Source organism: Actinomadura fibrosa, from assembly GCF_900659615.1.
GTDB lineage: Bacteria > Actinomycetota > Actinomycetes > Streptosporangiales > Streptosporangiaceae > Spirillospora > Spirillospora fibrosa.
In genome coordinates, this window is record NZ_CAACUY010000315.1 from 1 (window position 1) to 9,009 (window position 9,009).

The 9,009-nt window shown below is 73.4% G+C and carries 7 protein-coding genes; all 7 read right to left on the reverse strand.

Annotated features, from left to right (window positions below; genetic code table 11):
* Positions 1–1,221, reverse strand: a 1,221-nt coding sequence (gene ftsZ / locus E1300_RS44330; protein ID WP_207400322.1) for a cell division protein FtsZ, incomplete at its 3' end; no start/stop codon positions are given.
* A gap of 463 nt (positions 1,222–1,684) precedes the next feature.
* Entirely contained in the window at positions 1,685–2,464 is a 780-nt protein-coding gene (locus E1300_RS44335) for a cell division protein FtsQ/DivIB (RefSeq protein ID WP_131763280.1), read from the reverse strand.
* A gap of 72 nt (positions 2,465–2,536) precedes the next feature.
* The gene (murC, locus tag E1300_RS44340) at positions 2,537–3,943 is read right to left on the reverse strand and encodes a UDP-N-acetylmuramate--L-alanine ligase (RefSeq protein ID WP_131763281.1); all 1,407 of its coding nucleotides are present in this window, start codon (positions 3,941–3,943) and stop codon (positions 2,537–2,539) included.
* Between the two features lie 55 nt (positions 3,944–3,998).
* Positions 3,999–5,090, reverse strand: coding sequence for an undecaprenyldiphospho-muramoylpentapeptide beta-N-acetylglucosaminyltransferase (gene murG / locus E1300_RS44345; RefSeq protein WP_131763282.1), 1,092 nt, complete (start codon positions 5,088–5,090; stop codon positions 3,999–4,001).
* Between the two features lie 127 nt (positions 5,091–5,217).
* Entirely contained in the window at positions 5,218–6,474 is a 1,257-nt protein-coding gene (gene ftsW, locus E1300_RS44350; RefSeq protein ID WP_131763283.1) for a putative lipid II flippase FtsW, read from the reverse strand.
* Between the two features lie 2 nt (positions 6,475–6,476).
* Complete coding sequence (murD, locus tag E1300_RS44355) at positions 6,477–7,925, reverse strand: UDP-N-acetylmuramoyl-L-alanine--D-glutamate ligase (protein WP_131763284.1); 1,449 nt, start codon at positions 7,923–7,925, stop codon at positions 6,477–6,479.
* Positions 7,907–8,968 carry a phospho-N-acetylmuramoyl-pentapeptide-transferase gene (gene mraY, locus E1300_RS44360; protein ID WP_131763285.1) on the reverse strand — a complete coding sequence of 354 codons (1,062 nt, stop codon included), beginning with the start codon at positions 8,966–8,968 and terminating at the stop codon, positions 7,907–7,909. The genes murD and mraY overlap by 19 nt, the downstream gene beginning before the upstream one ends.
* Positions 8,969–9,009: the final 41 nt, after the last annotated feature.

Below are 9,009 nucleotides of genomic sequence, written 5' to 3' on the forward strand. Positions count from 1 at the left end.
CTGGGCGGGCGGCTGCGCGCGGTCGGCCTCCGGCCGCGCGGGGGCGGACGCCTGGTTGTGCTGCGCGGAGTGCTGCTGCGCGTGGGACGTGGCGTGCGGCGCCGCTGCGGCCTGGGCCACGGACTGCTGCGGCGCGGCCTGGTGGCCGCCCACCGGCTCGGACCGTCCGACCCGGCTCGGGATCGGGTTGTGCGGGGCCGAGGGAGGCGGGGGCGCGGGCCGGGGCGGCGGCGGGAGCCTCTTGGTCTCCGGCTCGGAGGCCGGCTTGCTCGGCCGCCCCTCGTCGAAGCCCGCCGCGATCACGGTGACCCGCACCTCGTCGCCGAGCGCGTCGTCGATGACCGCGCCGAAGATGATGTTGGCGTCGGGCGCGGCCGCGTTCGACACGAGCTGCGCCGCCTCGTTGATCTCGAAGAGGCCGAGGTCGGAGCCGCCGGAGATGGACAGCAGCACGCCGTGGGCGCCGTCGATGCTGGCCTCCAGGAGCGGGCTGGAGATCGCCATCTCGGCCGCCGCGACGCTGCGGTCGTCGCCGCGCGCCGAGCCGATGCCCATCAGCGCCGAACCGGCGCCGGACATGACGGACTTGACGTCGGCGAAGTCGAGGTTGATCAGGCCCGGCGTGGTGATCAGGTCGGTGATGCCCTGGACACCGGACAGGAGCACCTGGTCGGCGGCCTTGAACGCGTCCAGCACGCTGACCTGGCGGTCGGAGATCGACAGCAGCCGGTCGTTGGGGATGACGATGAGGGTGTCGACCTCGTCCCGCAGCGTCTCGATGCCGGCCTCGGCCTGCATCGCGCGGCGCTTGCCCTCGAAGCTGAACGGGCGCGTCACCACGCCGATCGTCAGCGCGCCGAGCGAGCGGGCGATGTTGGCGACCACGGGCGCGCCGCCGGTGCCGGTGCCGCCGCCCTCGCCCGCCGTGACGAAGACCATGTCGGCCCCCTTGAGGACCTCCTCGATCTCCTCGCGGTGGTCCTCGGCGGCCTTGCGGCCGACGTCGGGGTTGGCCCCCGCGCCGAGGCCGCGGGTGAGCTCGCGTCCCACGTCGAGCTTCACATCGGCGTCACTCATCAGCAGCGCCTGGGCGTCCGTGTTGATCGCGATGAACTCGACGCCCTTGAGTCCCTCTTCGATCATCCGGTTGACGGCGTTGACGCCGCCGCCGCCGATGCCGACGACCTTGATGACCGCGAGGTAATTCTGCGGTGCTGCCACGACGAGGGGCCTTTCCGCTCGCTCTATCCGACCGGCCGGACCGGTCTGCCGACCGTGCCGTCGCGGTGTTCCTGACCTGTGTGCACTTCTCGGGCGGACCGAAGGCGGTTCCGCTCCGGAGATCGGCCCACCCTCAACCCTCACCCTCAACTTGAGGCTTACAGTTATGTCAACCTGAGGACTGATACGGACAGTAGGGCGGCCAAACCGCCAGGGTCAACTAACTCCCCCCTCAACCCCACGGCGTGTCGCGGTGCTTGTTTGCAATGCCCTCGGCGGTCGGCGCTGGCGCGCCTCCCTTCAACGGGCCTTGCGGCGATCGCTGCATCGCTCCGGCTCGCCTGGCGGCTCACTGCGCGATCAAGTTCTCGCTTCGCTCGAACTTGGCTTCGCACGCGATCGCCAGCGCTCGCCCTCCGACGCTTCCTTCCCGCGCGGTTCGGCTAGTCCTTTCGCCGTGTGCCTACTTTGTCGTTACTACCTCCGGGGAGCTCAGGTCGATGGTTGTGGCGTTTCGGCCTGCTGCGGTGCGTTGGAGGGCCTCGAAGAGGCGGGCCTTTTCCTCTGTGCGCTCCGCGGGGCCCCACACGATCGTCTGGCCCTTCGCTAGGCGGAGGGTGACGTCGGAGGGGCTGGTCGCCTCGACGTCCGCGAGTTTGCGGCGGAGGCGTTCGGGCAGGTCAGACAGGACTTTGAGGGCGGCCAGGGTGGCCGGGTCGGACGGGCCCGGCGAGGCCACGGTCAGTGTGGGGAAGCCCTCGGGACGGGACGGGCCGTCCGCGATGGTGACGCCGTACTTGTCCAGTTGGTAGAAGCGTCCGGCGCGTTCGAGGACGGCGACGGGGACGCGTTCGCGGACGGTGATGTGCACCGTCGCGGGCCATTCGCGGACGACCTGCGCGGACTCGACCTCCCGCAGCCGCTCCACCCGTCCCTTGATCGCACCGGTGTCGAGCCGCACCATCGGGACGCCGAGGCGGATCCCGGCGGCGGCGACGATCCGGTCGTCGGGGGCGAGGCTCGCGCCGGAGACCTCGACGTCCCGGACCACGAGCAGGCGGGAACCCAGGAGGACCCAGGTCACGGCGCCGAGCACGGCGAGGACCAGGAGCGTGACGAATGCCACCTTCCACCGGCCGGGCCTCCGGGCGCGCGGCGGCTCTCCTGGAGGCGTGCCCGGGACGGCGGGCGCGGGGTCGGTGTGCGCGTCCGCCTCCCGTTGGCTCGTCCACGCCTCGGTCATGACCCAAGCTTGACAGTGATCGGGCCGCGGATCGTCGATCCGGCGGCTCGCGGCGTGTTGCCCATGGCGGGGTCAGGACGCCGCGAGGCGCTCCAGGATGACCGGGCCGAGCTCGGTGACGTCGCCGGCGCCCAGCGTGATCACCACGTCGCCGGGACGGGTCAGGGACGTGACGCGGGCGGGCACCTCGTCCCGGACGGGCGCGTAGATCGTCTCGGTGCCCGGGGGGACGGCGTCGGCGACCAGCTCGCCCGTGACCCCGGGTTCGGGGTCCTCGCGGGCGCCGTAGACGTCGAGGACGACCGCGACGTCGGCCAGGCCGAGCGCGGCGCCGAACTCGGCGGCGAAGAAGCGGGTGCGGCTGTACAGGTGCGGCTGGAACACCGCGATGATGCGGCCGCCGCCCTTCTCGCCGAGGTAGTCGCGGGTGGCCTCCAGGTCGGCGGTCAGCTCCGTCGGGTGGTGGGCGTAGCTGTCGAACACCTCGGCGCCGCCCGCCTCGCCCTTGCGCTCCAGCCGCCGCATCGCGCCGCCGAACGCGGCGAGGCCCGCCCGGATCTCGGCGGCGTCCAGGCCGAGGGCCTGCGCGACGGCGACGACGGCGGTGGCGTTGAGGGCGTTGTGGCGGCCGGGGACGCCGAGGGCGACCTCGCCGACGCCCTCGATCTCGAAGCGGGAGCCGAGGCCGCGCGGGGTGAAGCCGGTGACGCGCAGGTCGGCGCCCTCGGCCTCGCCGTAGGTGCGGACGGTCAGCCCCCGGGCCCGGGCCTGCTCCGCGAGCTCCATCGCGACGGGGTCGTCGGCGCCGGCGACGAGGGTGCCGCCGGGCTCGATCCGGTCGACGAAGCGGGCGAAGTTCTCCTTGACCTTCTCGAAGCCGCCGTAGTTGTCGAGGTGGTCGGCCTCCACGTTGGTGATCACCGCGATGTGCGGGGCGTACATGAGGAACGAGCCGTCGCTCTCGTCGGCCTCGGCCACGAAGACGTCGCCGGTGCCCTCGTCCGCGCCGAGGCCGGTGGTGACGAGCTGGCCGCCGATGCAGTAGGACGGGTCGGCGCCGGCGTGCTGGAGCGCGACGGTGAGCATCGAGGTGGTGGTGGTCTTGCCGTGCGTGCCGGCGACCGCGACCGCGCGGCGCCCCGCCATCAGCGCCGCGAGCGCCGCCGAGCGGTGCAGGACGCGCAGGCCGCGCTCGCGGGCGGCGACCAGCTCGGGGTTGGTCGCGCGGATCGCGGTGGACACGACGACGGTGTCGGCGTCGCCGAGGTGCGCGGCGTCGTGCCCGACGAACACCTTGGCGCCGAGGTCGCCGAGCCGGCCGAGCAGCTCGGAGTCGCGGGCGTCGCTGCCGGACACCGCGATGCCGCGGCGCAGCATGATCCGGGCGATGCCGGACATGCCGGCGCCGCCGATCGCGATGAAGTGGACGCGGCCGAGCTCGCCGGCCGGCACGACCTCGCCGGGTGTGATCAGGCTCATCGGGTGGTGCCCGTCCCCTCGTCGTCCGCCGCGCCCCGCACCGGGCGGGCGCGGGTCACTGCCGGCCCGCCGAGCGGACCACGTCGTACACCATCTGGGCGAGGGCCACGTCGGCGTCCCGCCGCCCCATCCGCCCCGCCGCCTCCGACATGTGCGCGACCCGGCCCGGGTCGGCGAGGACGGGCAGCAGGTTGTGGGCGATCCAGTCGGGGGACAGCTCGGCGTTGTCGACGAGCATGCCGCCGCCCGCCGCGACGATCGGCTCGGCGTTGAGCCGCTGCTCGCCGTTGCCGATCGGGAGCGGCACGTACACCGCCGGGAGCGCGACGGCGGCGAGCTCGGCGCAGGTCATCGCGCCGGCGCGGCACATGGCCATGTCGGCGGCGGCGTAGGCGAGGTCCATCCGGTCGCAGTAGGGGATGGTGACGTACTGGGGGCCGCCGGACGCGGGCTCGGGCTCCTCGGTGTTCTTCGGGCCGACGATGTGCAGGACCTGGATGCCCGCCTGCCGGAAGTACGGCGCGGCGGCCACGGCGGCCTGGTTCAGCGACCGGGCGCCCTGCGAGCCGCCGAAGATCAGCAGCGTGGGCAGGTCGGGCAGCAGCCCGAAGTAGGAGCGGGCCTTGTCGCCCATGGCGAGCCGGTCCAGGGTGGCGATCTCGCGGCGCAGCGGGATGCCGACGAAGGTGGCGTTCGGCAGCGGCGAGTCGGCGTGCGACACGGCGACGTGCTCGGTGAAGCGGGCGCCGAGCTTGTTGGCGAGGCCGGGCTTGGGGTTGGCCTCGTGCACGATGATCGGGACCTTGCGCTTGCGGGCGGCGAGGTAGCCGGGGGTGGCGACGTAGCCGCCGAACCCGACGAGGACGTCCGCCTGCGCCTGGTCCAGGACGTTCGCGGCCGCGTTGATGGCCCCGCGGAGCCGGCCGGGGACCGACAGCAGCTGGGGCGTCAGGGTGCGCGGCAGCGGCACCGGGGGGATCAGGGCGAGCTGGTAGCCGCGCTGCGGGACGAGCCGGGTCTCCAGGCCCCGTTCCGTGCCGAGGCAGACGACCCCGGTCTGGGGATCGTTGCGGCGCAGCGCGTCGGCGAGGGCCAGGGCGGGCTCGATGTGTCCGGCGGTGCCGCCGCCGGCCAGGACAACCCTCATGCTCGTTGACAACTCCTCAGCGTGTACGACTCAGCGTGTTCGACTTGCCGGCTGCCGCGCGCCCGCGCCCCGGGGCCCGCGGCGGCGTTCGGGGGACGCCGGGCCCTCCGGCGCTCCGGAGGGGGTTTCACCGCCGTGCCAGGCCCAGCCAGCTTAGGGCCCTCACGACCGGTCCGGGACCCCGTGCGGAGAGTGCCTGGCGCGCGCCGGGCTCCCGCTTGGCGAAGGCCAGCAGCATTCCGAGCGCGATCAGCGTCGGGATCAGCGCGGACCCGCCGTAGGACACGAGCGGCAGCGGGATGCCCGTGATGGGGAGCACACCGATCACCGCGCCGATGTTGACGATCGCCTGCACGACCAGCCACGCGGTGGCGCCCGCGGCGGACAGGCGGGTGAAGGGGTCCTTCACGCGGCGCGCGATCCGCAGCCCCGCGTAGGTCAGCATCCCGAACAGGCCGAGGACCACGAGGGTGCCGACGAGGCCGAACTCCTCCCCCACGATCGCGAAGATGAAGTCGGTCTCGGCGTGCGGCAGGTAGTCCCACTTGGCGCGCCCCTCCCCGAGGCCCGTGCCGAACAGGCCGCCGGAGGCGACCGCGAACAGGCCCTGGGTGCCCTGGTAGTTGGTGGTGAGCTGGTTGCCCGAGGGGTCCAGGAAGCCGGTGAGCCGCTGCATGCGGTACGGCTCGACGATGATCAGGATCGACACCAGCAGGCAGACGAGGCCGGCGATGCCGACGAACAGCCGTCCGGGGGCGCCGACGACCCACAGCAGCGCCAGGAAGATCGTGAGCAGGACGAGCGTGGTGCCGAGGTCGTTGCCGAGCATCACCAGCAGGACGAGGACGCCCGCGCCCGGCAGCAGCGGGACGAGCAGCGGCCGCCACTCGGTGAGCTGGCCGAGCCGCTCCTTGCGGGCGAGCAGGTCGGCGCCCCACAGCACGAGGCCGAGCTTGGCGGGCTCGGACGGCTGGATCTGGAGCGGGCCGAGGCTGATCCAGCGGGTCGCGCCGCCGGCGCTGCGGCCGAGGCCCGGGATCAGCACCATGGCGAGCGCCACGACCGACAGCAGCAGCAGCGGGTAGGCGAGCGCGCGGAACGTCTTCACCGGCAGCCGCGACGCCAGCCACATGCCGGGCAGGCCGATCGCCATCCACATGGCCTGCTTCTGGAACAGCGTGTACGCCGAGCCGGTCTCCTGGAGCTGCTTGACGCTGGACGCCGACAGCACCATCGTCAGGCCGAGCGCGAGCAGCATCACCGAGCAGCCCAGCACCAGGTAGTAGGAGGTGAGGGGCCGGTCGAGGAGCCCGACGGCGGCGGCGACCTGCTCGCGCGGCCCCGTCCGCCGGCCGCCGTCCTCGTGCGCCGGTACGGCGGTCATCGCTACCGGGCGTCCCCGGCGCCGCCGGCGGGTCCGGCGCCGGGCAGCCGGCCGACCGAGGCGATGAACGCCTCGCCGCGGGCCGGGTAGTTGGCGAACATGTCGAAGGAGGCCCCGACGGGGGCGAGCAGCACGGTGTCGCCGGGGCGGGCGAGCCCCGCGGCTTCGGTGACGACGCGGTCCATCGCCCCAGTGTCGGTGTCGGCGACGTCCACGACCGGGACATCGGGGGCGTGTCGCGCGAGTGCCTCGGCGATCCGGTGCCGGTCGCGGCCCATGAGCACCACGCCGCGCAGCCGTCCCGCGCAGGACCGGACGAGGTCGTCGACGTCCAGGCCCTTGAGGAGCCCCCCGGCGATCCACACGACCGGGTCGTAGGCGGCGAGGGACGCGGCGGCGGCGTGCGGCTGGGTCGCCTTGGAGTCGTTGACGTAGGCGACGCCGCCGATGTCGGCGACGTGCTGGATGCGGTGCGGGTCGGGGACGAACGCCCGCAGGCCCGCCCGGACGGCCTCGGGCGGCACGCCGAACGCGCGCGCGAGGCCCGCCGCGGCGAGCGCGTTCGCGACGTTGTGCGGGGCGTAGGGGCGGACGTCGCCGAGCGCGGCCAGCTCCGCCGCCTCGCTCGCGGGGTCGGCGGTGAACGCGCGGTCGACGAGGAGGTCCTCGACGACGCCGAGCTCGCCGGGGCGCGGGACGTCCAGCGTGAACCCCGCCCGCCGCTCCACTCCCCCGGCCCCCTCGGCGAGCGCCGTGGACGTCGCGTCGTCGGCGTTGTACACGGCGGTGCAGCCCGGCGCGAAGATCTTGGCCTTGGCGGCGACGTAGGCGTCCATCGAGCCGTGCCAGTCGAGGTGGTCGGGCGCGATGTTCAGGACGGTCGCCGCGGCGGGGGCCAGCGAGCTCGACCAGTGCAGCTGGTAGCTCGACAGCTCCACCGCCAGCACGTCGTACGGCTGGGACACGGCCTCGACGATCGGCGTGCCGACGTTGCCCACCGCGAGGGCCTTGTGCCCGGCGGCGGTCAGCATGCACTCCAGCATCTTCACGACGGTGGTCTTGCCGTCCGTCCCGGTGATGGCGAGCCACGGCGCGGCGGTGCCGTCCGCCGGGCGGAGCCGCCACGCCAGCTCGACCTCGCCGATGACCTCGACGCCGGCCGCGGCCGCCGCGGTGAGCAGCGGCACGTCCGGGCGCCATCCCGGGGAGGTCACGACCAGCCCCGTGCCCGCGGGGAGGGTCTCGCCGTCGCCGAGCCGCACCGCCACGCCGAGCGCCTCCAGCTCGGCGGCATGGCCGCGCTCGGCGTCGCCGTCGCGGCCCTCGACGAGGGTCACGCGGGCGCCGCGGCCGGCGAGCGCGCGGGCGGCGGCGCGGCCGGACACGCCGATCCCGGCCACGCAGACCGGCAGGCCGTCGAACGCGCGGGTCGTCACTTCTTGGGCATCCATTCCAGGTAGAACAGGCCGAGGCCGATCGCGACGAACAGCGCCGACATCAGCCAGAACCGCACGACGATCGTGGTCTCGGCCCAGCCGGACAGCTCGAAGTGGTGCTGGAGCGGCGCCATCTTGAACACGCGCTTCCCGGTCATCTTGAACCCGCCGACCTGGATCATGACCGACAGGGTGATCATGACGATCAGCCCGCAGAGGATCGCGAGCAGGAACTGGGTCCGGGTGAGGATCGCGAGGCCGACCAGGACGCCGCCGAGGGCCAGCGAGCCGGTGTCGCCCATGAAGATCTTGGCGGGCGGGGCGTTCCACCACAGGAAGCCGAACACGCCGCCGAGCACGGCCGCGGCGACCACCGCGAGGTCGAGGGGGTCGCGGACGCTGTAGCAGTTGGGGGCGAGGGCGAAGTCGTAGCAGCTGTTGCGCAGCTGCCAGTTCCCGATGATCACGTAGGCGGCCAGCACCATGCCGGCCGGGCCCGCCGCGAGGCCGTCGAGCCCGTCGGTGAGGTTCACGCCGTTGGACATCGCCGCGATCAGCAGCAGCGCCCACACCACGAACAGGTAGGGGCCGATCGAGGGGCCGAAGTCGCGCAGGAACGACAGGTGGGGGTCGGCGGGGGTGATGTCGTAGCCGTTGGGGAAGTTCAGCGACGCGACCGCGAAGATCACGCCGACCAGGACGATGCCGATCATCTTGGCGCCGCTGCGCAGGCCGAGGCTGCGCTGCTTGAACACCTTGATGTAGTCGTCGACGAACCCGACGAGCCCGAGCCCGGTCATCAGGAACAGCACGAGGAGGCCGGACACCGTCGGCACGTTCCCGGTGAACAGGTGCGCCGCGGCGTACCCGACGAGGGACCCCACGATGAACACCGTGCCGCCCATCGTGGGCGTTCCGCGCTTGTTGAGGTGGGCCTCGGGGCCCTCCTCGCGGATCATCTGGCCGTAGCCCAGCCGGTTGACGATCCGGATCCACACCGGGGTGCCGACCATGACGAAGATCAGGGCGACCCCGGCCGCGATGATGATGTTGGTCATCGGCCGCCCTCCGCGCCGCCCGCCGCGCCCGCGCGGCCGGT